General features: G+C 58.7%; 22 protein-coding genes and 2 tRNA genes. 10 read left to right on the top strand and 14 right to left on the bottom strand.

Annotated features, from left to right (window positions below):
- Window positions 1-17 precede the first annotated feature (17 nt).
- From ACIOVB_RS13870 to ACIOVB_RS13855, 4 genes are all read right to left on the bottom strand, one after another.
- Window positions 18-1364 (bottom strand): sigma-54 dependent transcriptional regulator, encoded by a 1347-nt coding sequence (locus ACIOVB_RS13870; protein ID WP_187679214.1) that lies wholly within the window; start codon window positions 1362-1364, stop codon window positions 18-20.
- The gene (locus ACIOVB_RS13865) at window positions 1361-2950 is read right to left on the bottom strand and encodes a sensor histidine kinase (protein ID WP_401268512.1); all 1590 of its coding nucleotides are present in this window, start codon (window positions 2948-2950) and stop codon (window positions 1361-1363) included. Before ACIOVB_RS13865 ends, ACIOVB_RS13870 begins: the two co-directional genes overlap by 4 nt.
- Window positions 2940-3173 (bottom strand): PP0621 family protein, encoded by a 234-nt coding sequence (locus tag ACIOVB_RS13860; RefSeq protein WP_262410350.1) that lies wholly within the window; start codon window positions 3171-3173, stop codon window positions 2940-2942. The genes ACIOVB_RS13865 and ACIOVB_RS13860 overlap by 11 nt, the downstream gene beginning before the upstream one ends.
- Window positions 3174-3299: 126 nt before the next feature.
- Window positions 3300-4316 carry an outer membrane protein assembly factor BamD gene (locus tag ACIOVB_RS13855; protein ID WP_187679215.1) on the bottom strand — a complete coding sequence of 339 codons (1017 nt, stop codon included), beginning with the start codon at window positions 4314-4316 and terminating at the stop codon, window positions 3300-3302.
- A 151-nt stretch (window positions 4317-4467) separates the two neighbouring features.
- Here ACIOVB_RS13855 and rluD point away from each other — a divergent pair, with 151 nt between their 5' ends.
- The 5 genes from rluD (at window position 4468) to ACIOVB_RS13830 (ending at window position 9300) form a co-directional block, all read left to right on the top strand.
- Window positions 4468-5430, top strand: a complete 963-nt coding sequence (gene rluD, locus ACIOVB_RS13850) for a 23S rRNA pseudouridine(1911/1915/1917) synthase RluD (RefSeq protein ID WP_401268484.1) — start codon at window positions 4468-4470, stop codon at window positions 5428-5430.
- A complete protein-coding gene (gene pgeF / locus ACIOVB_RS13845) occupies window positions 5427-6149 on the top strand; it encodes a peptidoglycan editing factor PgeF (RefSeq protein ID WP_401268482.1) in 723 nt (240 codons plus the stop codon). Before rluD ends, pgeF begins: the two co-directional genes overlap by 4 nt.
- Before the next feature lie 129 nt (window positions 6150-6278).
- Entirely contained in the window at window positions 6279-8843 is a 2565-nt protein-coding gene (clpB, locus tag ACIOVB_RS13840) for an ATP-dependent chaperone ClpB (protein ID WP_401268480.1), read from the top strand.
- 295 nt (window positions 8844-9138) lie between these two features.
- Window positions 9139-9214: transfer RNA gene (locus tag ACIOVB_RS13835), tRNA-Asn, on the top strand.
- Between the two features lie 9 nt (window positions 9215-9223).
- Window positions 9224-9300, top strand: a tRNA-Pro gene (locus tag ACIOVB_RS13830).
- A gap of 122 nt (window positions 9301-9422) precedes the next feature.
- Here the strand turns inward: ACIOVB_RS13830 and ACIOVB_RS13825 are convergent.
- From ACIOVB_RS13825 to ACIOVB_RS13805, 5 genes are all read right to left on the bottom strand, one after another.
- Window positions 9423-9830: an EF-hand domain-containing protein gene (locus tag ACIOVB_RS13825; protein ID WP_187679219.1), complete on the bottom strand. Its 408-nt coding sequence runs from the start codon at window positions 9828-9830 to the stop codon at window positions 9423-9425.
- 230 nt (window positions 9831-10060) lie between these two features.
- Complete coding sequence (locus tag ACIOVB_RS13820) at window positions 10061-11359, bottom strand: NAD(P)/FAD-dependent oxidoreductase (RefSeq protein ID WP_401268477.1); 1299 nt, start codon at window positions 11357-11359, stop codon at window positions 10061-10063.
- Window positions 11360-11422: 63 nt separating this feature from the next.
- Entirely contained in the window at window positions 11423-11596 is a 174-nt protein-coding gene (locus ACIOVB_RS13815; protein WP_003228304.1) for a DUF3094 family protein, read from the bottom strand.
- A 51-nt stretch (window positions 11597-11647) separates the two neighbouring features.
- On the bottom strand, window positions 11648-12175 hold the full coding sequence (locus ACIOVB_RS13810) for an MOSC domain-containing protein (protein ID WP_401268474.1): 528 nt from the start codon (window positions 12173-12175) through the stop codon (window positions 11648-11650).
- Complete coding sequence (locus ACIOVB_RS13805; protein ID WP_003228301.1) at window positions 12172-12798, bottom strand: DUF1780 domain-containing protein; 627 nt, start codon at window positions 12796-12798, stop codon at window positions 12172-12174. The genes ACIOVB_RS13810 and ACIOVB_RS13805 overlap by 4 nt, the downstream gene beginning before the upstream one ends.
- Window positions 12799-12946: 148 nt before the next feature.
- On the opposite strand from ACIOVB_RS13805, the gene ACIOVB_RS13800 reads away from it, so the two are divergent.
- The 3 genes from ACIOVB_RS13800 to ACIOVB_RS13790 all read left to right on the top strand — a co-directional run bounded on the left by ACIOVB_RS13800 (window position 12947) and on the right by ACIOVB_RS13790 (window position 14363).
- A complete protein-coding gene (locus tag ACIOVB_RS13800; RefSeq protein WP_401268509.1) occupies window positions 12947-13396 on the top strand; it encodes an FAD/FMN-containing dehydrogenase in 450 nt (149 codons plus the stop codon).
- Window positions 13393-14082 (top strand): energy-coupling factor ABC transporter permease, encoded by a 690-nt coding sequence (locus tag ACIOVB_RS13795; RefSeq protein WP_401268471.1) that lies wholly within the window; start codon window positions 13393-13395, stop codon window positions 14080-14082. Before ACIOVB_RS13800 ends, ACIOVB_RS13795 begins: the two co-directional genes overlap by 4 nt.
- Window positions 14083-14147: 65 nt before the next feature.
- Window positions 14148-14363: a hypothetical protein gene (locus ACIOVB_RS13790; RefSeq protein ID WP_007959584.1), complete on the top strand. Its 216-nt coding sequence runs from the start codon at window positions 14148-14150 to the stop codon at window positions 14361-14363.
- A 6-nt stretch (window positions 14364-14369) separates the two neighbouring features.
- Here ACIOVB_RS13790 and yacG read toward each other — a convergent pair whose 3' ends face one another.
- From yacG to pilB, 5 genes are read right to left on the bottom strand one after another with little or no spacing between them, the layout of a single operon-like run.
- Window positions 14370-14570 carry a DNA gyrase inhibitor YacG gene (yacG, locus tag ACIOVB_RS13785; RefSeq protein ID WP_007959585.1) on the bottom strand — a complete coding sequence of 67 codons (201 nt, stop codon included), beginning with the start codon at window positions 14568-14570 and terminating at the stop codon, window positions 14370-14372.
- Window positions 14567-15190, bottom strand: coding sequence for a dephospho-CoA kinase (coaE, locus tag ACIOVB_RS13780; RefSeq protein WP_401268469.1), 624 nt, complete (start codon window positions 15188-15190; stop codon window positions 14567-14569). The genes yacG and coaE overlap by 4 nt, the downstream gene beginning before the upstream one ends.
- Complete coding sequence (locus ACIOVB_RS13775; RefSeq protein ID WP_401268467.1) at window positions 15187-16059, bottom strand: prepilin peptidase; 873 nt, start codon at window positions 16057-16059, stop codon at window positions 15187-15189. Before ACIOVB_RS13775 ends, coaE begins: the two co-directional genes overlap by 4 nt.
- A 1-nt stretch (window position 16060) precedes the next feature.
- Window positions 16061-17278, bottom strand: coding sequence for a type II secretion system F family protein (locus ACIOVB_RS13770; protein ID WP_401268464.1), 1218 nt, complete (start codon window positions 17276-17278; stop codon window positions 16061-16063).
- Window positions 17279-17280: 2 nt separating this feature from the next.
- On the bottom strand, window positions 17281-18981 hold the full coding sequence (pilB, locus tag ACIOVB_RS13765) for a type IV-A pilus assembly ATPase PilB (RefSeq protein WP_401268462.1): 1701 nt from the start codon (window positions 18979-18981) through the stop codon (window positions 17281-17283).
- Between the two features lie 226 nt (window positions 18982-19207).
- On the opposite strand from pilB, the gene ACIOVB_RS13760 reads away from it, so the two are divergent.
- Together ACIOVB_RS13760 and ACIOVB_RS13755 are read left to right on the top strand one after the other, a co-directional pair.
- Complete coding sequence (locus ACIOVB_RS13760; RefSeq protein ID WP_187679228.1) at window positions 19208-19639, top strand: pilin; 432 nt, start codon at window positions 19208-19210, stop codon at window positions 19637-19639.
- 297 nt (window positions 19640-19936) lie between these two features.
- Entirely contained in the window at window positions 19937-20293 is a 357-nt protein-coding gene (locus tag ACIOVB_RS13755; protein WP_401268459.1) for a BON domain-containing protein, read from the top strand.
- Window positions 20294-20405 lie beyond the last annotated feature (112 nt).

Below are 20405 nucleotides of genomic sequence, written 5' to 3'. Positions count from 1 at the left end.
AGCCCGCGATGAGGCCCTCAATCCAGACCGAGTTTTTTCAGCCTGTAGCGCATCGACCTGAACGAAAGACTTAACCGTTGCGCCGCCGCCGTGCGGTTCCAGCGGGTCTCCTCCAGCGCCTGCAGGATCAGTTTGCGCTCGACGCTCTCCAGGTAATCCTCCAGATTGTCGATCTGCGTCAAATCCGCAATGCCGCCATCCGCCGCGCAGTTGCCTTCGCTCAAGCGCAGGTCTTCAGCCTCGATCACGCGGTTCTCACACAAGGTGTGCGCGCGTTCGAGAACGTTCTCCAATTCCCGCACATTGCCCGGAAAGCGATAATTTTTCAGCGCTTCCAACGCCTGCGGATGCAGGCGCGTAGCTGGTTGCCCGGTGTCTTTGGCCAAGCGCTGGAGCATGTGAGCCGCCAGCACTTCAATGTCATCGCGGCGCTCGCGCAGGGACGGCACGCGCAGTTCAATCACGTTGAGCCGGTAATACAGATCCTGGCGAAAACGCTCGGCGGCAACTTCTGCATCGAGATCCTTGTGCGTGGCACAGAGTATTCGTACATCAACCACGGTTTCCTGCTGGCCGCCAACGCTGCGCACGGCTTTTTCCTGAATCGCCCGCAGCAACTTGACCTGCATCGACAGCGGCAGGTCCGCCACCTCATCAAGAAACAGCGTGCCGCCATGTGCAGCCTGAAACAGTCCCGGCTTGTCCTCGACCGCGCCAGTGAAACTGCCTTTGCGATGGCCGAAAAACTCGCTTTCCATCAGCTCCGAAGGAATCGCCCCGCAATTGACCGGCACAAACGGTTGGCCGGCACGCGGGCCTTGTTCGTGAATTAATCGCGCAACCAATTCTTTGCCGCTTCCGGATTCGCCGCTGATGTACACCGGCGCCTGACTGCGAGCCAGTTTATCGATTTGCTTGCGCAGCGTGCGCATCGGTAATGAATCGCCAAGCAATCGTCGATCAATCGAGACAGAAACGCCGCCCACCGCCGGCATGCGCAGCGCTGTTGCGACCAGTTCGCGCAATCGTGTGAGATCCACCGGTTTGGTGAGAAAGTCGAAAGCGCCGGCCTTCAGCGCGTTGATCGCTGTTTCGAGGCTGCCATACGCGGTAATCATCGCCACCGGCAACTGGGGATAACGATGCTGGATGTGCTGCACCAGTTCCAGCCCCGTGCCGTCGGGCAGGCGCATGTCGGTCAGGCACAGGTCAAAGGCCTCGCGCTGCAGCAACGCTTGGGCTTCGCCAAGATTGCGTGCGCTGAAGGTGTCGAGTTTCATCCGTCCCAGGGTGATTTCCAGGAGTTCGCGGATATCCGGTTCGTCGTCGACGATGAGGACTTTTTGCCGTGGGCTCGTGTTCAACTTTGTTTCCGTCCGTGAGCAAAGGTGATGCGAAAGCAGCCGCCGCCTTGGCGTGATTTGAAGTCTAGGCGCGCCTGGTTGCTTTCGCACAGCTCACGGGACAGATAAAGCCCAAGGCCGGTGCCCTGGCTGCTGGTAGTGAAGAACGGTTCGAACAGATGAGCCTGTTCATCGAGCGCCACGCCGGGGCCGTTGTCCTGCACTTCGAGCACTGCCAGCTGGCTGTCGAGATCCATGAACAGATACAGCCATACTTCAGCATGCTCATGCAGCAGGGCGCTGTGGCGCCAGCCGTTGCGTAGCAGATTGTCGAGAATTTGCGTGAGCTGGTTGGGGTCCATCAGGGTGGTGAAGTCGCCCGAGTTGATCCGCAGATGGATCTGCTGGCGCTCGGTGGCCTGTTCGCGGCTTTCGGCGACAAAGTTTTCCAGCCACGGCTTTAGATCCAGCCGTTGCGGGGCGCTCTGTTGGCGGCGGGACAGTTGCAGGACGTTTTCGATGACTCGGTTCATGCGTTGGGAGTGATCTTGAATGATCTGCGTCAGACGCCGATCCGCGCCATCGAGTTCCTCGGATTCCCCCAATAGCTGTGCGGCGTGACTGATGGCCCCCAGTGGATTGCGAATTTCGTGGGAGATACCGGCGGTCAGGCGCCCGAGCGCGGCGAGTTTCAGTTGTTGGGCCTGTTGGGCGATTTGTGCGAGGTCTTCGAGAAACACCAGTGTCTGTTGATTGGGGCTCTGTTCGAGGGCGATGAAGCTTGGCTGCAGTTCCAGGCCGTTGCCGGGGATTTTCAGGCTTTGCGGGCGCAGGGTCGGGTTGTTCATCCACAGACGCAGGCGATCGACTAGCGCGGGCGAATAATCGTCGATCAAATGGCCTTGAAGGTACGATTGCGCGAGCAAGGTCTGGGCGCTCTGATTGGCCAGTTGGACGCGGCGCTGTTCGTCGAGCACCAGGATCCCGGTGCGCATGCGTTGCAGAATCAGCGCGTTAAGGGCTTCAAGGCCGACCACCTCGCTGGCCCGTCGCTCAGCCAGAGTTTCACTGACTTCAAGGCGCCGGATCAGACCCTGGACCAGCAACGAGGCAGCAAAACACAAAGCACCGAGGGTGCCCGCTTGCAGGTATTCATTGGCGCTCAGCGGATGGCTGAAGTTGAGCAGAAAACTAAAACCGACAATACCGAGCGCAGCGATAGCGGCAATCAGCAGGCCGATGCGTCGGCGCAGCAGGGTGTTGCTGATCGCCACCGAGACCACCAGCAAATTGCCAAGGGCACTGGCGACACCGCCCGCCGCGAAGAACAAACCGCACAGCAGCAGCACATCGACAAGGGCCAGGCTGAACAGTTGCGCGGGCCGCCGGGTGTTTTCAAGAAACACTACCAGAAGAATGTTCAGCACCAGATACAGCCAGCTACCGCCGCGCAGCAGATCGTCGTTGGCCGACGTCAGCAGGCGGTTGTCCATGTTGCTGGAGATCAGCAGCACCAGGGTGATGCCGACACTTAAACGGTAGAGATGATAAAGGCGCAGCAGACGCTGAGCCTGTTTGCTGTCGGCGTTGGCGGCCTCAGCGATCACTGGAACCAGGGCCTTGCTCAAGATGAGCCTGGCTGCAGTACCACTGTTGTTGAAGGTTCAGCGCACGGTCGCGGGGCAGGTGCACGCCGCAATGGGCACAGCGCACCATCGGCGCGGCGTCTTGCTCGCGGGGAGATTGTGCGGATGAGGCGGGGGCCTTGAATTTACGCCACAACCATATCGCAGCGAAAATCAGGGCAATCCAGAACAATAAACGAAGCATGATGAGCGGCTTTTCGACTGATGATCCGGCAGTTTAGCCAAGGACATGACAAGCGCACAGCCTATTAAAGCGCGGTCATGAAAAAGGGAGATCCGAAGATCTCCCTTTTCTGTGCATCCGGTGTGATCAGTCGAACACGCCGAAAGTCATGTAGCTGAACCAGGAACGGTCGGTGTCGCTCGACTCTGGCTCCGGCTCTTCGATCACGTCACCGTTCTCGTCTTTAGGCTTCAGCTCGTTCGGGATCGCGTCTTTCGCGTCCTGGAACTGCTTCTGCACGTCCTGGTTGGCGCGGGTCTCGCCCGGCGGCAGCGGTGGACGCGATTCGATCAGACCCAAAGTTGCCTTGCTCAGGAACGAACGGTTGTCGGCTTCGGCAACCCTTGGCACGAACTGGCCATCTTGCAGGCTAGGGTGGTTCGGGTAGTTGAGCTTCAGGGTTTCCAGGCTGCTGGCCGCCAGTTCGTCCAGGTGCAGACGCTGATAGGCTTCGGTCATCACCGCCAGGCCGTCACCGACCGATGGGGTTTCCTGGAAGTTTTCCACGACATAACGACCACGGTTGGCAGCGGCAACGTACGCCTGACGGGTCAGGTAATAGTCGGCCACGTGGATTTCGTAGGCCGCCAGCAGGTTGCGCAGGTAAATCATGCGCTGCTTGGCGTCCGGCGCGTAGCGGCTGTTCGGATAGCGGCTGGTCAGCTGGGCGAACTCGTTGTAGGAGTCGCGGGCAGCGCCCGGGTCACGCTTGGTCATGTCCAGCGGCAGGAAGCGCGCCAGCAGGCCGACGTCCTGGTCGAAGGAAGTCAGACCTTTCAAGTAATACGCGTAATCCACGTTCGGGTGCTGCGGATGCAAACGAATGAAACGCTCGGCGGCGGACTTTGCAGCTTCCGGTTCGGCGTTTTTATAGTTGGCGTAGATCAGCTCCAGCTGTGCCTGATCGGCGTAGCGACCGAACGGATAACGCGACTCCAGAGCCTTCAGCTTGGCTGTGGCGCTGGTGTAGCTATTGTTGTCCAGGTCAGTCTGAGCCTGCTGATACAGCTCGGCTTCGCTGAGGTTTTCGTCTACGACTTCCTTCGATGAGCAAGCAGCGGTCAATGCGAGGATGGCGATCAGCAGCAGGTGTTTCACTTGCATGGCGGCTTGCGTCCCTATGACGGCCGCTGTCTTGGGCGGGGCCGTCCTGTTATGATGAGCGCCCCGTTGAAAAGCCTCGGGGCAAAAGACGCCGTATTTAACCACAAGCGCGCAGCCGAAACCAAAAGCTGTGCCGACGCCCAGTCAGAGCATGTCCGATAAAATTGAACTTCGCGCAGAGGTGCCGTCCGAATTGGGCGGCCAACGCCTCGATCAAGTCGCCGCCCAACTCTTCGCTGAGCACTCACGCTCGCGCCTTTCCGCCTGGATCAAAGAAGGTCGCCTGACTGTGGACGGGACGGTCATCCGCCCGCGCGACATCGTGCATGGCGGTGCCATCCTTGAGCTGACTGCCGAGCAGGAAGCCCAGGGCGAGTGGATCGCCCAGGACATCGAGCTCGACATCGTCTATGAAGATGACGACATCCTGGTGATCAACAAGCCTGCGGGCCTGGTGGTGCATCCGGCTGCCGGTCACGCCGATGGCACCTTGCTCAACGCCTTGCTGCACCACGTGCCGGACATTATCAATGTTCCGCGCGCCGGTATCGTGCATCGTCTGGACAAGGACACCACCGGTTTGATGGTGGTAGCCAAGACCATTCAGGCGCAGACAAAGCTTGTGACTCAATTGCAGAGTCGCAGCGTGAGCCGGATCTACGAGTGCATCGTGATTGGCGTGGTGACCGCCGGTGGCAAGATCAACGCCCCGATCGGCCGTCACGGCCAGCAGCGTCAGCGCATGGCAGTGATGGAAGGCGGCAAACCGGCCGTCAGCCACTACCGCGTGCTGGAGCGTTTCCGTTCCCACACCCATGTACGGGTGAAACTGGAAACCGGTCGTACCCACCAGATCCGTGTTCACATGGCGCACATCAACTTCCCGTTGGTCGGCGATCCTGCGTACGGCGGTCGTTTCCGCATTCCGCCTGCTGCGAACCTGAACATGGTCGAAACCCTCAAGAACTTCCCGCGACAGGCACTGCATGCGCGTTTCCTTGAGTTGGATCATCCGACGAGCGGTGAGCGCATGAGCTGGGAATCTCCGTTGCCGGAAGACTTCGTCTGGCTGCTGACCCTGCTAAAGCAGGATCGCGAGGCCTTCATCGGATGAACTGGCTGACGCCGGACTGGCCTGCGCCGGCCAGCGTCAGGGCCTGTGTCACCACCCGTGAGGGTGGTGTCAGCGAGGCGCCGTTCGACAGCCTCAATCTGGGCGATCATGTTGATGACCGCCCGGAAGCTGTCGCCGAGAATCGTCGGCGTCTGACTGAACACTTCTCTATAAAGCCTGCCTGGTTGCAGCAAGTGCACGGGATTGCCGTGGCGCATGCGGATCCTGCCGTTGTTGCGACTGCCGACGCCAGTTGGACTGCCACTCCTGGAATTGCCTGCGCTGCAATGACGGCAGATTGCTTGCCGGCGTTGTTCTGCGACCGTGCCGGTACCCGCGTTGCAGCGGCTCATGCCGGTTGGCGCGGTCTGGCGGCAGGTGTGCTCGAGGCCACGCTCGATACGCTCGATGTCCCGGCGCAAGAGGTTCTGGTCTGGCTCGGCCCAGCCATCGGCCCACAAGCCTTTGAAGTCGGCCCGGAAGTTCGGGAAGTCTTCATCAATCAATTGCCCGAAGCGGCGACTGCCTTTGTCCCGAGCCACAATCCCGGCAAGTTCATGGCCGACATCTACAAGCTGGCGCGCCTGCGTCTGGCAGAACGCGGTATCACAGCGGTTTACGGCGGCGGCTTCTGCACCGTGACCGATCCGCGCTTCTTTTCTTATCGCCGTGCGTCGCGCACCGGTCGGTTCGCCTCTTTAGTTTGGCTCACCCGCTAGACTTGCCTGACCTGCATCAACTCTCCGCCGCTTGAATCTCGCAGAATCGACCGCATCTACAGTGGTATCTGGCAGGTTTCTTTATTCAGGATGGTTTTAGGTCCGGCCTGCTCAAAAGGAAGGTGACCCATGCGTATAGACCGTTTAACCAGTAAATTACAGTTGGCATTATCCGACGCCCAATCGTTGGCTGTCGGCCACGATCATCCGGCCATCGAGCCGGCGCACTTGATGCAGGCCATGCTTGAACAGCAGGGTGGTTCGATCAAACCCCTGCTGATGCAAGTGGGTTTTGACGTCAACAGCTTGCGAAAAGAGCTGACCAAAGAGCTCGATCAATTACCGAAAATCCAGAACCCCACCGGCGACGTCAACATGTCGCAGGATCTGGCGCGCCTGCTCAATCAGGCTGACCGTCTGGCCCAGCAGAAGGGCGACCAGTTCATCTCCAGCGAACTGGTGCTGCTCGCCGCGATGGACGAAAACAGCAAGCTCGGCAAGTTGCTGCTCGGCCAAGGCGTGAGCAAAAAGGCCCTGGAAAACGCGATCAACAACCTGCGCGGTGGCGACGCCGTCAATGATGCCAACCACGAAGAGTCGCGTCAGGCGTTGGACAAGTACACCGTCGACCTGACCAAGCGTGCCGAAGACGGCAAGCTCGATCCGGTGATTGGGCGTGACGACGAAATTCGTCGCACCATTCAGGTTCTGCAACGCCGCACCAAGAACAACCCGGTGCTGATCGGTGAGCCTGGCGTGGGTAAAACCGCGATTGCCGAGGGTCTGGCCCAGCGCATCATCAACGGCGAAGTGCCGGACGGCCTCAAGGGTAAGCGTCTGCTGTCGCTGGATATGGGTGCGCTGATTGCGGGTGCCAAGTACCGCGGTGAGTTCGAAGAACGCCTGAAATCGCTGCTCAATGAGCTGTCGAAGCAGGAAGGGCAGATCATTCTGTTCATCGACGAACTGCACACGATGGTCGGCGCGGGCAAGGGCGAAGGCTCGATGGATGCTGGCAATATGCTCAAGCCAGCGCTGGCGCGTGGCGAGTTGCACTGTGTCGGCGCGACCACACTCAACGAGTACCGCCAATATATAGAGAAGGACGCGGCACTTGAGCGGCGTTTCCAGAAAGTGCTGGTGGATGAGCCGAGTGAAGAAGACACCATCGCGATCCTGCGTGGCCTCAAGGAGCGTTACGAGGTCCACCACAAGGTTGCGATCACTGACGGCGCGATCATCGCGGCGGCCAAGCTCAGCCATCGTTACATCACTGATCGGCAGTTGCCAGACAAAGCCATCGACCTGATCGACGAGGCTGCCAGCCGTATCCGCATGGAGATCGACTCCAAGCCGGAAGTGCTTGATCGTCTTGAGCGTCGCCTGATTCAGTTGAAGGTCGAATCACAGGCGCTGAAGAAAGAAAGCGATGAAGCGGCGATGAAGCGTCTGGAAAAACTCCAGGAAGAAATCGTTCGTCTTGAGCGTGAGTACTCGGATCTGGAAGAAATCTGGAACTCGGAAAAAGCCGAGGTACAGGGTTCTGCGCAGATTCAGCAGAAGATCGAACAGTCCCGTCAGGAACTGGAAGCCGCACGCCGTAAAGGTGATCTGAACCGCATGGCCGAGTTGCAGTATGGGGTGATCCCGGATCTGGAGCGCAGCCTGCAAATGGTCGACCAGCACGGCAAGAGCGAAAACCAGTTGCTGCGCAGCAAGGTGACTGAAGAAGAGATCGCCGAAGTTGTGTCGAAGTGGACGGGCATTCCGGTGTCGAAAATGCTCGAAGGCGAGCGCGACAAGCTGATGAAGATGGAAAGCCTGTTGCACCAGCGTGTGATCGGTCAGGACGAAGCGGTAGTGGCGGTGGCCAACGCGGTGCGGCGTTCCCGCGCCGGGCTGTCTGACCCGAATCGTCCAAGCGGCTCGTTCATGTTCCTCGGCCCTACCGGTGTCGGTAAAACCGAGCTGTGCAAGGCGCTGGCCGAATTCCTCTTTGATACTGAAGAGGCGATGGTGCGGATCGACATGTCCGAGTTCATGGAGAAACATTCCGTGGCTCGCTTGATCGGTGCGCCACCGGGATACGTCGGTTACGAAGAGGGCGGTTATCTGACCGAGGCGGTTCGGCGCAAGCCTTACTCGGTGATCCTGCTGGACGAAGTCGAGAAGGCGCATCCGGATGTGTTCAACATTCTGCTGCAAGTGCTTGAGGACGGACGTCTGACCGACAGCCACGGCCGTACGGTGGACTTCCGCAACACTGTGATCGTCATGACCTCGAACCTCGGTTCGTCGCAGATCCAGGAACTGGTCGGTGACCGTGAAGCCCAGCGTGCAGCTGTAATGGATGCGCTGACGTCGCACTTCCGGCCGGAGTTCATCAACCGGGTCGACGAAGTGGTGATCTTCGAGCCTCTGGCGCGGGATCAGATCGCGGGCATTACCGAGATCCAGTTGGGCCGTCTGCGCAGTCGTCTGGCCGAGCGTGAGCTTAAGCTGGAGCTGAGCCCGGAAGCGATGGACAAGTTGATTGCTGTCGGTTACGACCCGGTCTATGGCGCTCGTCCTTTGAAACGGGCGATCCAGCGCTGGATCGAAAACCCGCTGGCGCAGTTGATCCTGTCGGGGCATTTCCTGCCCGGCGCGACGGCGACCGGTGCCGTTGTGAACGACGAAATCGTTTTCAACTGAGCCGCAGCGTCAATGAAATAGGGAAGGCCTCGCATTGCGAGGCCTTTTTTTCGCCAGGCTGTTGAACTCAAAGGAAAAGGCTTGTAAAGTGCGCCCCGCAGTCAGTCACCCACAAGGTTTCAGCTCACTGAGCAGGAATCTGAAATAAGTTGCAAATCATTAACTTGAAAGCAATTTAGGGGGTTGACAGAGGTGATCTAGGTTGTAGAATAGCGCGCCTCAGACACACGAACGCAGCGATGCGAACGGAGTCTAAGAGCTGTAAGTTTCACCGTTGTAAATTGAAATATGTAGTTCCGTGATAGCTCAGTCGGTAGAGCAAATGACTGTTAATCATTGGGTCCCAGGTTCGAGTCCTGGTCACGGAGCCAATTTCAAACCGGGGTATAGCGCAGTCCGGTAGCGCGCCTGCTTTGGGAGCAGGATGTCAGGAGTTCGAATCCCCTTACCCCGACCATATTAAAAATCCTCGTATCGAAAGATACGGGGATTTTTTTTGTCTGGCGGTCAGGGCCTGGCACCAGACGTAAAAAAGCCGCGCCTCCTTCAGGGAGAGCGCGGCTTTTTGTTTTCAGCGAATCAGACGCCGTCTTGATCTTTCAGATGCTCGAACAGGCCCTTGGGCATCTTCTTGCCATTGGCTTCGAAGTTGGCCTTCACGTTGTTGTAGGCCTCTTGCTCGTCGATGAAACCGTCATGGTTGGTGTCAATCTTGTCGAAATCAGATTTCGGCGCGACTTTGAGGAATTCGGCACGGGAAACCTTGCCGTCTCCATCGGAGTCGGTCTTGGCCATCGACGCATCGCCACACTTGCCTTCACCGCATTTGCCTTCCGGTGTCTTTACCGATGTTTCTGCCGAGGCAACCATATAGCCCTGAGCCAGTGGCTGGGCGGCAAACACCGAGCCGGACAGCATCAGACCACCCGCCAGTGCGGCGCCGATCAGGCCAATGGATTTTTTACCGAGAGTCGAAGTACGGGACATTACATTCTCCTACGGTTGCACAGTGCAACCACACGTTAAGGACGACATCCGGAGCAGAGGTGCTCGGGTGAGGCCATTAGGCGGTGGCGGTGTATCGCGACTGTGTCGTGGAGCGGGGGAGTTTGTAAGCGAAGGTGGGGAAGGTGGGGCGGAGATACAGTCAGACACATATTTCCCAATCAACATAAAACACTGTGGGCGCGAGCTTGCTCGCTCCCACAGTTCTTACATCAATGCAGCTTCAGACGCGGCTCAGTCCCGCGACCAATCTTGCTACCGAGCATCAACATCGCCGTGCGGAATGGCCCGTACAGTGCCATCTGGTGCATGCGATACAGCGACACGTAAAACATCCGCGCCAGCCAGCCTTCAAGCATCACGCTGCCGGTCAGGTTGCCCATCAAGTTACCCACAGCCGAAAAACGCGACAGCGAAATCAGCGAGCCGTAGTCGGTGTACTTGTACTCCGGCAGAGTCTTGCCTTCGATGCGCAGCTTCAGCGATTTGGCCAGCAAGGATGCCTGTTGGTGCGCAGCTTGCGCACGTGGCGGCACGTTGCGATCCGAACCCGGTTGCGGGCACGCGGCGCAGTCACCGAAGGCGAAAATGTTTTCATCCCGGGTGGTTTGCAGCGTCGGCAAAACTTGCAGTTGATTGATGCGGTTGGTTTCCAGGCCGTCGATGTCCTTGAGGAAACCCGGTGCACGAATACCGGCCGCCCAGACTTTCAGGCTGGCTTTGATTTCGTTGCCGTCGGCGGTAATCAGGCTTTCGGCGGTAACTTCGCTCACCGACGCATTGGTCATCACGTTGACCCCGAGTTTCTCCAGGGTCTTGTGTACCGGCCCACTGATACGCTCCGGCAGGGCCGGCAGCACCCGTGGCCCGGCTTCGATCAGGGTGATGTGCATGTTTTCCGGTTTGATCCGGTCCAGACCGTAAGCCGCCAGTTCATGGGCGGCGTTATGCAGTTCTGCCGCCAGTTCGACGCCCGTGGCGCCGGCACCGACGATCGCCACGCTGATCTGTTCGACCACATCGGTTTGCCCGGCGTGCGCGCGCAAATAGTGGTTGAGCAGTTGCTGGTGGAAGCGCTCGGCCTGTTTGCGGGTGTCGAGGAAAAGGCAATGCTGCGCCGCACCCTGGGTGCCGAAATCGTTGGTGGTGCTGCCGACGCTGATCACCAGCGAGTCATAGGCCACTTCGCGGGCCGGCACCAGTTCCACGCCGTTTTCGTCGTAGGTGGCGGCTAGCTGAATTTTCTTCGCGGCACGATCAAGCCCGCTCATGCGCCCCAACTGGAACTCGAAGTGGTTCCATTTGGCCTGGGCAACATAGTTGAGTTCGTCTTCGGAAGAGTTCAGCGATCCGGCGGCCACTTCATGCAACAGCGGTTTCCAGATGTGCGTCAGGTTCGCGTCGACCAGCATCACACTGGCCGTGCCGCGCTTGCCCAGAGTCTTACCCAGACGGGTAGCCAACTCCAGACCGCCGGCGCCGCCGCCGACAATAACAATACGATGGGACATAGGGATAACTCGCAAGGTTTTTAAAGGAAATCGGTGCGGTTACCTTCGCGAGCGCCAGGCAGCTCATAGCGTCAGATAACTTATAAGTCGGCTCAACAGGCCCAGACCAATGGTCACTGCCAGCACCAGCACCAGGAGCATCCACGGCCGGAAAGGCCGGCGCTCGACACGGTGTTGGGACAATTGCAGGTACTCTTCGACATGCTTTTGGTCTTCGGGGTTCAGGCGGCTGGTCATAAAGGCCTCGTCAGGTAGACGTTGCTGAATGTGCAGAAGCTACAGCGGTTTTCAACCGGGGTTGAACGCAGCATAGCCGCTGTCCGGAACCGGTTCGACAAACACACCGTCGTCGAGGCGAATGATCCCGCTTTGTAACACCCGTGCGGTGATTCCGCCATGCCCGCGCACCGCTTGGAAAGTGCCGGGGCCGAGGTTGTTTTGCAGGCGGGCGCAAGGCTGACACCAGCCGGTGGTCTCGAAAATTGCCTGACCGATGCGAAAGCGCCGACCCTTGAGGCTGAACAGGTTGATCCCACTGATAACGAGATTGCGCCGCAGATCTTCAGGTTTGACCGGTTGATCGGCCGGGCGGCCCATCAGCGCGCTGATCACCGCGAGGTGTTCAAACTGGATCAGCGTCACCTGCCGCGCGTTGCGCACGCCGGGGCGGGCGTGATCGCCAGTCAGTCCGGCTTCCAGCCGCGCTTCCACAGCATCGAGTTCGATCATTGGCCCACGGGATTCGGGACGCACGCCAATCCAGCGCACTCGGCCGGTTTGTGGCACGTCGGCGATCAATTGTTGAAGTGGTGTCACAGGCTGATTCCTACGTCGAAGACGATGCTGCGGCCAAGGTTGCTGCGCAGAAAGTCCGGTGCATCGGGGTGGGCGAACAGCACGCGGGCGAATGTCGGGCCGACAAGGGACAGCGAGCGCCAGCCCTGACGCAAATATTCGGTCGGTGGTGGAAAGTGGCTGTTCAGATCCAGCACTTCGCGCTTGAGGCTGGCGAAGGCGATGATATCCAGTTCGCCCAGATCCATGCCACGCTCTTTGTAGTTGTGGGCTTTCTTGCGCAAGGTCGGCGCCAGTCTGAGCAGGAATTCATTGGCCGGAATCCGTCGCGGCTTGGCTTCGCGGCGCACCAGTTGGCTGAGGGAGAACGCACTGCGTCGCCGCTGCAATTCGTCGCGCCATTCGTCGTTGAGTCGGCGGCCTTCATCGAGAACGAAAAACACCTCGAAATTGGCATCACGAAACAGCACGTCCGGTGGCTCGCCGGCAGGGGCGAACTCGTCGGCCCGGTAGGGAATGTTCAGGCCTTGCAGCAGGCGCTGGCAGACCCAACGCTCACGCTCCCATTTGCGGGCATTGGACAGGAACGCGTTGGCTTGCTCGGCCGCGATGGTCAGCAGGCGTAAATAATCTGAGTCATCCATAGGCCCAAGCTTAGCGTTCAAATGCGACAAGCAGAAAGCCTTGCGTGGCAAAGTGCGTCAGTGGGCAGTCGAGAATGGCGGTGTAGACTCAATACAGCCGAGTCATTACGTCAAACCAAGGGGACTTATCGTGAAATTTCGCTGGCTAATGGTGTTTGCTCTTGTCCCGCTGTGGGCCCACGCCCTCGAAAACGGCGACCGGCTTGTCCCCTGGACGCTGCTGGATCAGTACGATCAGGCCTACACGCTCGATAACAGCACCACGACGCTGTTGGTGGCGCGGGACATGGATGGCGCCAAGCTGATCAAGGAAGCCATGAAAGATCAGCCCAAGGGCTATCTGGAGGCGCGCCACGCGGTGTTCGTTGCGGACATCCAGCGCATGCCGGCGCTGATCGCCAAAATGTTCGCCGTGCCCGCCATGCGGGACTACAGCTACCGGGTCATGCTCGACCGTGAGGGCCGGGTCGCTTCGCGCTATCCCGGCGCAGAAGGGCAGGTGTTGTGGCTGCAATTGAAGGACGGTCGGCTGCTCGAACAGCATGAGTACGCCAACGCTACCCAACTGCGCGAGGCACTGGAGAAGGCGCGGCCATGATCGGTGTCGAGGTGCTGTCGACTGAAAGCCTGGCAGTCGGCTGGCTGATTTATCTGCCGGTGCTGCTCTGGGCGATCTTTCGCGCACCTTGGGTCGAGTTGTTCAGCGACATCCGCCGTCAGCACTTGTTGTTCGGCACCGTGTTCGCGTTGTTTCTGTTGTGGCTGGTGCGCAGGGATTTCGACACCGGTGTGTCTTATCACTTCATCGGCATGACGGCCGTGACGTTGCTGCTGGACTGGCCGCTTGCGATTGTCGGCGGGTTGATTGCTCAGATCGGCCTGGTGCTGCTCGGGCGTCAGGATCTCGCGGCGCTTGGGGTCAATGGCGCCTTGTTTATTCTGCTGCCGGTGCTGATTACCGAATGCGTGGCGATCCTCGTCGAGCGTGCGCAGCCGCGCAATCCATTTGTGTATATCTTCTGTTCCGGGTTTCTGGCGGCTGCGTTGTCGGCGTTGATGTGCCTGCTGTTGAGCCTGACGCTGCTCTGGTACGACGGCCTCTTTGCCATGCCGGAGTGGCTGGAAGACTTCATTGGTTACCTGTGGCTGATCATTTTTCCCGAGGCATTCATCAACGGTGTGGTGATCAGTGCGCTGGTGGTGTTCAGTCCTGAGTGGCTGGAGACCTTCAATCGCACGCGCTACCTTTCGGCGCCGTGGAAGGACGACGATCCGAAGTCTTGATCCACATCAAACCAGCCCGGCAAGCGTCATTTCATGCTCGTGCAAATCCCTTCAGGAGCAGCGGCATGAGTGTGTACGAGTGGGCGAGACAGGAAACACGGCAGAGTCTGGAGATGGCGCAGGAGGTGGGGTTTGATCCGGGACTGAGCCTGCGGGCCTTGCTCAGTGCGGTGGTGCAACAGAGCAAGGCTGTGCGCAATGCCGAAGACCTTGCCGACGAGTTGCGCTTTCTGGCGGAAAACCTCGACGACGATCAGGACTACGGCTTCATGCGTCCTTGAGCGGGATCAGTGACGCGGGTCGAAATCGCCGGAAAACAGTTCATCCTCGGCATCCGGGGCGACCGGAATCTTGTGTTCCTCGGAGGCCCACGCACCGAGGTCGATGAGTTTGCAGCGATCGGAGCAGAACGGGCGGAATTTGTTCTCGGGCGTGAATTCCACGGGTGCGCCGCAGGTTGGGCATTCTACGGTTGGGATCTGGCTCATGATTGGCCTCCACTTAAAGTCAGGTAAAAGTCATGCAGGCGCTCGACCTCGCTGTGCAGCCAGGCGAGGTCGCGGTCGTTGACCACCACGTCGTCGGCACGGCTCACACGGTCTTCGCGGCTCGACTGGGCCTTGAGGATCGCCTGAACTTGCTGCTCGCTGGTCTGGTCACGCTGCAAGGTGCGTTCGATCTGCAGTTGTTGCGGGGCATCGATCACCAGGATGCGCTGAGTCATCGCGTATTGCCCGGATTCGATCAGCAGCGGTGACACCAGAATCGCGTAAGGCGATTTTGCCAGCGCCAGGTGATGGGCGATTTCCTCGGCGATCAACGGATGCAGCAGGGCTTCGAGCCAGCGGCGTTCCTCCGGAACCTCAAAGATCAGTTTGCGCAGGGCGGCGCGATCCAGCGTTCCGTCCGCTTGTAACACGCCAGCGCCAAAGTGTTCGGCAATCTTCGTCAGCGCCGGACGCCCCGGTTCGACCACCCAGCGCGCCGCGTGATCGGCGTCGACCACATGAATGCCGAGGTCGATAAAGTGCTGGGCCGCCGCGCTTTTGCCGCTGCCGATGCCGCCGGTCAGGCCGAGAATCCAGGGTTTTTCCACAGGGGTATTCATTTCAAACCGACAAACTGCCAATAGAAGTCGGTTATTTGACCACCCCAGAGCAAGGCAATCCAGCCGGCAATTGCCAGATAGGGGCCAAACGGGATTGGCGTCGAGGTTTTCTGGTCGCGCAGGCGCAGCAAAATCACTCCGATGATCGCGCCCACCAGCGATGACAGCAGGATCGTCAGCGGCAAAATCTGCCAGCCACCCCAGGCGCCGAGCAGCGCCAGCAGCTTGAAATCACCGTGGCCGATGCCGTCTTTGCCGGTCAGCAGTTTGAACAGCCAGAACACCGACCACAGCGCCAGATAACCGGCCACCGCACCCCACAGCGCATCGTGCAACGGCACGAACAACCCGAAACTGTTGACGATCAGCCCCAGCCATAACAAGGGCAGGACCAGCACATCGGGCAGCAATTGGTGCTCTGTGTCGATCAGGCTCATCGCCAGCAAGCCCCAAGTGAGGAAGATCAACAGGCACGCCGGCCAGCCGAATCCCAGGTGCCAGGCAATGAATGCCGAGAGCAGGCCACAGGCCAGTTCCGTCAGCGGATAGCGTTTGCTGATCGGTGCGGCACACGCGGAGCAGCGTCCGCGCAGCCACAGATAACTGAGCAGCGGAATGTTTTCCCAGGCGCGGATTCGATGCGCGCAGTGCGGGCACTCGGAGTGGGGAAGCATCAGGTTGTAGGTCGGCAGCGGCGTTTCGCCGGGAAGACCTAGTACGTCCTGGGCCTGCTGGCGCCAATCGCGCTCGAGCATCTTTGGCAGACGCCAGACCAGCACATTGAGAAAGCTGCCGACCACCAGCCCAAGCAACAGCGCGGTGAAGACAAAAGCCAGCGGGTAGAGGACAAACAGATCGTCGATAGGCATGTCAGATCGCTGAGCCGAGTTGGAAGATCGGCAGGTACATGGCCACCACCAGACCACCGACGATCACCCCCAGGACCACCATGATGAACGGCTCCATGAGGCTGGTGAGGTTGTCGACCATGTTATCCACTTCGTCCTCGTAAAACCCTGCGACTTTGGCGAGCATCTCGTCCAGCGCGCCGGACTCTTCGCCGATTGCGGTCATCTGCACCGCCATGTTGGGAAACACCCCGGTGGTGCGCATCGAAAAATTCAACTGCATACCGGTGGAGACATCCTGGCGGATCCGCAGAATCGCTCTCTTGAACACGACGTTGCCAGCGGCACCGGCTACCGAATCCAGCGCTTCGACCAGCGGCACCCCGGCGGCGAAGGTAGTCGACAGGGTTCGGGCGAAACGAGCGACGGCAGATTTGTACATCAGCGTGCCCACCAGCGGCAGCTTCAGCAGCCAGGTGTCGCGACGGTCGCGCAAGGCCTGGGAAGTTTTCAGCGCATGTCGAATGCCGAAAAACGCCACGACCAGAAAGATGAGAATCGCCCACCACCATTGCTGCATGAATTCCGATAGGCTGATCACCATCAGGGTAAAGCCCGGCAATTCGGCGCCGAATCCGGAAAACACCGACTGGAACTGCGGCACCACTTTCACCAGCAGAATCCCGGTCACTACGGCGGCCACCAGCACCACGGCGGTGGGGTAGGTCATGGCCTTCTTGATCTTGGCCTTGAGGCTTTCGCTCTTTTCCTTGTAGGTCGCGACCCGTTCCAGCAACGTATCGAGCGCGCCGGACTGTTCGCCGGCATCCACCAGGTTGCAATACAACTCGTCGAAATATTGCGGCTTTTTGCGCAGGGCGTTGGCGAAACTGTTACCGGCGGCGACCTCCTGTTTCACCTCGTCCACCAGTTTGCGCATGGCCGGGTTCTCGAAGCCCTCGCCGATGATGTCGAACGACTGCAACAGCGGCACTCCGGCCTTCATCATGGTTGCCATTTGCCGGGTAAACAGCGCGATGTCCCGGACCTTGATGCGGTTGCCGAAACTCAGAATCGATGCGGATTTTTTGCGCACCTTGCCCGGATTGATCCCCTGTTTGCGTAGTTGCGCCTTGATCAGGGCCGGATTAAGACCGCTCAATTCACCACTGAGTTTGCTGCCTTTCTTGTCCGTGCCTTCCCAGGCGTAGACGCTGATTTTCGCTGCCTTGCCCGCCATATTCAGTCCTTGGTGACCCGGTTGATTTCTTCCAGGCTGGTGATGCCTTGCATGGCTTTATGCAAACCGGAAGTGCGCAGGTCGTCGAAACCGTCGCGGCGCATCTGAATGTCGATTTCCAGCGAATTGCCCTCGGCCATGATCAGCCGTTGCAGGTCGGGTGTGTTCTTCACCACTTCATAAATCCCCACGCGTCCCTTGTAACCGCCGTTGCAGTGATCGCAACCGACCGGCTCGTAGATCGTGAAACTGCCGATGCGTTCCTCGGGGAAGCCTTCCTTGATCAGGGTTTCGCGGGGGATCTCGATGGCTTTCTTGCAATGGCTGCACAACTTGCGCGCCAGCCGCTGGGCGATGATCAGGCTGACCGAAGTGGCGATGTTAAAGCCGGGAATACCCATGTTGTGCAGGCGGGTGAGGGTTTCCGCCGCGCTGTTGGTGTGCAGGGTCGAGAGCACGAGGTGACCGGTCTGCGCAGCCTTGATCGCAATCTCGGCGGTTTCCAGGTCACGGATCTCGCCGACCATGATCACGTCCGGGTCTTGCCGCAGAAACGAACGCAGGGCCTGGGCGAAATCCAGTCCTTGTTTGGGATTGACGTTGACCTGGTTGATGCCTTCCATGTTGATCTCCACCGGGTCTTCGGCGGTGGAGATGTTGATGTCGACGGTGTTGAGAATATTCAGCCCGGTATACAGCGACACGGTTTTACCCGAGCCGGTGGGGCCGGTGACCAGAATCATGCCTTGTGGCTGCTTGAGCGCGGCCATGTACAGATCTTTCTGCGCTGGCTCGTAACCGAGTGCATCAATGCCCATCTGCGCGCTGGACGGGTCGAGAATCCGGATTACCACTTTTTCGCCCCACAGGGTCGGCAGGGTGTTGACCCGGAAGTCGATCGACTTGCTCTTCGACAGGCGCATCTTGATCCGCCCGTCTTGCGGTTTGCGCCGTTCCGAGATGTCGAGGCTGGCCATGACTTTCAGGCGTGCGGCGATTCGCCCGGCCAGTTGGATGGGCGGTTTGGCTACCTCGCGCAAAATGCCGTCGGTGCGTACCCGCACGCGGTAGTTCTTTTCGTAAGGCTCGAAATGCAGGTCGGAGGAGCCGCTCTTGATCGCGTCCAGCAGCATCTTGTGAACGAAACGCACCACCGGCGCATCGTCGGCATCGAGTCCGCCGATGGCGTCCTGTTTGTTGTCATCGATGGCTTCGACATCGATGCCGTCGAGATCGACATCGGCCATGTCTTCGAGACCGCTGGCATGGGTGTCGAAGAATTTTTCGATGGCATCGGTAAGCTTGTCGTCTTCTACCAGAATGGCTTCGGTGTTCAGCCCGGTGCTGAACTGGATGTCGTTGATCGCCTGATGATTGCTCGGGTCGGAAATCCCCACGAACAACTTGTTGCCGCGTCGCCACAAGGGCAGGGCGTGATGCTGGCGTACCAGTTTTTCACTGACCAGGCCTCTGGGCTGGGTTTCCTTGTCCAGACAATTGAGGTCGAGGAAAGCCATGCCGAAGTGCTCCGAGGCGATCTCGGCCACCTGTGAGCTCTTCACAAGTTTGTTCTGCACCAGATAGCTGACCAGTGACTGTCGATTGCGCTGGGCCTGTTGCCAGGCCTGCTGGGCGCTTTTTTCCGTAAGCAGTTCGGCCTGCACCAATTGCTTGGCCAGACCGCTCAGAGCGATGTCATTCATGGGGATTCCGCACGCTTGCAGTTCATGACTTATAGCCTAGTCAAGTGACAGCGCCAAACATGGCCGGTGCAGGTGACAAAAAGTGTCAGATAGTGCGGTTACAGGTTGTAGGAAGCTGCGTCGAGCGCGGTAACCGCCTAGTGCGCAGGGCGTTGAGGCGCTTGGCATGGGCTATGCTCAGTCCTTCTCAGATCATGAGAATTCGACTCATGCATGGAGCGTGTCTATGAAAAAACAACAAGGCTTTACTCTGATCGAGCTGCTGATCGTTGTGGCAATCATCGGGATTCTGGCGACTATCGCCCTGCCGCAGTATTCGAAATATCAGGCGCGGTCGAAGGTGACGGCGGGGCTGGCGGAAATCAGCGCACTGAAAGTGCCGTTTGAGGACACCATCAATCAAGGAACAAACCCGACGCTTGCAATCGTGAAGGGTGATGCGGTCACTACCACTTCAAATTGTGCATTGACGGCTTCAGGGACGGCCGCTGACGGTGCGGGAACCATTGTTTGTACGATCGCCAATGCTCCAGCGCCAGTGTTGGGCAAAACTATCACGCTGACTCGTTCCTCCGGCACGGGCGCAGGCGTTTGGAGCTGTGGTACCACAGTGGCTCCGGACTACTCGCCAAAAGGCTGCACTGCCAGCGGTACTTGATCTCAGGCCATGTCTGAAAAATGCCCCGCCAATGCGGGGCATTTTTCATTGCGCAGTGGTTCTCAAAAGCTTCAATAATTTCAGCACCTTAGGAACTTTCCGAAAAACCGCAACTTGCATGTGAATATTTCCCGAGTCATGCAATTTGCATGAATCCGTAATTTTGCAAACTTCATAAGTTGTTGATTTGTATGGTTTTTATGCTAATGGAAAAGTTGGCACAGCGTTCGCAATATCTCCAGTAACCCTGCTGACAAGACATCCAGCAGACTTTCCAGAAAAACAGGAGTTACTCGTATGAAGAAGTTCGCTATCACTGCCGCTGCTGCTACCGCGCTGACCCTGACCATGGCTTCCGGTGCATTCGCTCAATCCACCCAGACTACCCAGGCTCCAATGACTCTGGCCGCCGGTGAAGTTACCAAAGCGAAAGAAGCTACTTCCGACACCTGGATCACTACCAAAGTCAAAAGCGACCTGGTAACCGAAAAAGGCATCCCAGGCACTGACATCAAAGTTGAAACCAACAAAGGCGTCGTGTCCCTGTCGTCGACTGTTGCAGTCACTGACGCTCAGAAAGCTACCGCTGTAGCGATCACCAAAAAAATCAAAGGCGTCAAAGCGGTGTCCGCTGACGGCCTGAAAGCCGAGTAAGGCATGACTTCTCGCCTGGACCGGGAGAAGGCGCGACAGACGGGCCGAGCAATACGTCTGCCGCAACTTTAGAGTTCATGCGAACGGTCACACGGAGGTGACCATTACAGGC

Source organism: Pseudomonas sp. NPDC087639 (assembly GCF_044743385.1).
In the GTDB taxonomy this organism is placed as follows: Bacteria; Pseudomonadota; Gammaproteobacteria; order Pseudomonadales; family Pseudomonadaceae; genus Aquipseudomonas.
Note: the sequence above shows the minus strand (reverse complement) of the source record. Positions and strands in the feature narration are given on the sequence as shown.

Excerpts from the sequence above, each read along its gene's own strand:
- ACIOVB_RS13860 (WP_262410350.1), bottom strand. The coding sequence starts at position 3,173 with ATGCTTCGTTTATTGTTCTGGATTGCCCTGATTTTCGCTGCGATATGG.
- ACIOVB_RS13855 (WP_187679215.1), bottom strand. The coding sequence starts at position 4,316 with ATGCAAGTGAAACACCTGCTGCTGATCGCCATCCTCGCATTGACCGCT.
- rluD (WP_401268484.1), top strand. The coding sequence starts at position 4,468 with ATGTCCGATAAAATTGAACTTCGCGCAGAGGTGCCGTCCGAATTGGGC.
- pgeF (WP_401268482.1), top strand. The coding sequence starts at position 5,427 with ATGAACTGGCTGACGCCGGACTGGCCTGCGCCGGCCAGCGTCAGGGCC.
- clpB (WP_401268480.1), top strand. The coding sequence starts at position 6,279 with ATGCGTATAGACCGTTTAACCAGTAAATTACAGTTGGCATTATCCGAC.
- ACIOVB_RS13825 (WP_187679219.1), bottom strand. The coding sequence starts at position 9,830 with ATGTCCCGTACTTCGACTCTCGGTAAAAAATCCATTGGCCTGATCGGC.
- ACIOVB_RS13820 (WP_401268477.1), bottom strand. The coding sequence starts at position 11,359 with ATGTCCCATCGTATTGTTATTGTCGGCGGCGGCGCCGGCGGTCTGGAG.
- ACIOVB_RS13815 (WP_003228304.1), bottom strand. The coding sequence starts at position 11,596 with ATGACCAGCCGCCTGAACCCCGAAGACCAAAAGCATGTCGAAGAGTAC.
- ACIOVB_RS13805 (WP_003228301.1), bottom strand. The coding sequence starts at position 12,798 with ATGGATGACTCAGATTATTTACGCCTGCTGACCATCGCGGCCGAGCAA.
- ACIOVB_RS13800 (WP_401268509.1), top strand. The coding sequence starts at position 12,947 with ATGGTGTTTGCTCTTGTCCCGCTGTGGGCCCACGCCCTCGAAAACGGC.
- ACIOVB_RS13795 (WP_401268471.1), top strand. The coding sequence starts at position 13,393 with ATGATCGGTGTCGAGGTGCTGTCGACTGAAAGCCTGGCAGTCGGCTGG.
- ACIOVB_RS13790 (WP_007959584.1), top strand. The coding sequence starts at position 14,148 with ATGAGTGTGTACGAGTGGGCGAGACAGGAAACACGGCAGAGTCTGGAG.
- yacG (WP_007959585.1), bottom strand. The coding sequence starts at position 14,570 with ATGAGCCAGATCCCAACCGTAGAATGCCCAACCTGCGGCGCACCCGTG.
- coaE (WP_401268469.1), bottom strand. The coding sequence starts at position 15,190 with ATGAATACCCCTGTGGAAAAACCCTGGATTCTCGGCCTGACCGGCGGC.
- ACIOVB_RS13775 (WP_401268467.1), bottom strand. The coding sequence starts at position 16,059 with ATGCCTATCGACGATCTGTTTGTCCTCTACCCGCTGGCTTTTGTCTTC.
- ACIOVB_RS13770 (WP_401268464.1), bottom strand. The coding sequence starts at position 17,278 with ATGGCGGGCAAGGCAGCGAAAATCAGCGTCTACGCCTGGGAAGGCACG.
- pilB (WP_401268462.1), bottom strand. The coding sequence starts at position 18,981 with ATGAATGACATCGCTCTGAGCGGTCTGGCCAAGCAATTGGTGCAGGCC.
- ACIOVB_RS13760 (WP_187679228.1), top strand. The coding sequence starts at position 19,208 with ATGAAAAAACAACAAGGCTTTACTCTGATCGAGCTGCTGATCGTTGTG.
- ACIOVB_RS13755 (WP_401268459.1), top strand. The coding sequence starts at position 19,937 with ATGAAGAAGTTCGCTATCACTGCCGCTGCTGCTACCGCGCTGACCCTG.